Below are 306 nucleotides of genomic sequence, written 5' to 3' on the forward strand. Positions count from 1 at the left end.
TGGATACGGTCATCGGTGGCATCCACATCCAGAACGATCCGGGCGGGTGCGTGCTCATGCTGGTCAAGGAAGAGCGTGACGAACAGGGTAGCCAGGGCCTCATGATCAGCAATGATCCGACAGTAACGATCTGCCTGCTGCCCACTGCGCTCCAACCGGTTCAGTGTAGATTTGCCAGCCAATGCTGCGCAGTTTGCCCGGCCTCCTGACAGACGTCCCGAGGCCAGACCAAAGATCAGGTCATGCCGCAGGGCATCGTGATCATTGAGATCTTCATAGCCCAGTGCCAGGCCCATGATCCGCTGA

General features: G+C 58.5%; 1 protein-coding gene. It reads right to left on the reverse strand.

Annotation, left to right across the window (positions count from 1 at the left end; all coding sequences use genetic code 11):
• Window positions 1-306 (reverse strand): transposase (locus FKW31_RS15895; RefSeq protein ID WP_193562101.1); only part of this gene is annotated, 306 nt, incomplete at both ends.

Source organism: Acetobacter sp. DmW_136, from assembly GCF_008690365.1.
Taxonomy (GTDB): domain Bacteria; phylum Pseudomonadota; class Alphaproteobacteria; order Acetobacterales; family Acetobacteraceae; genus Acetobacter; species Acetobacter oryzifermentans.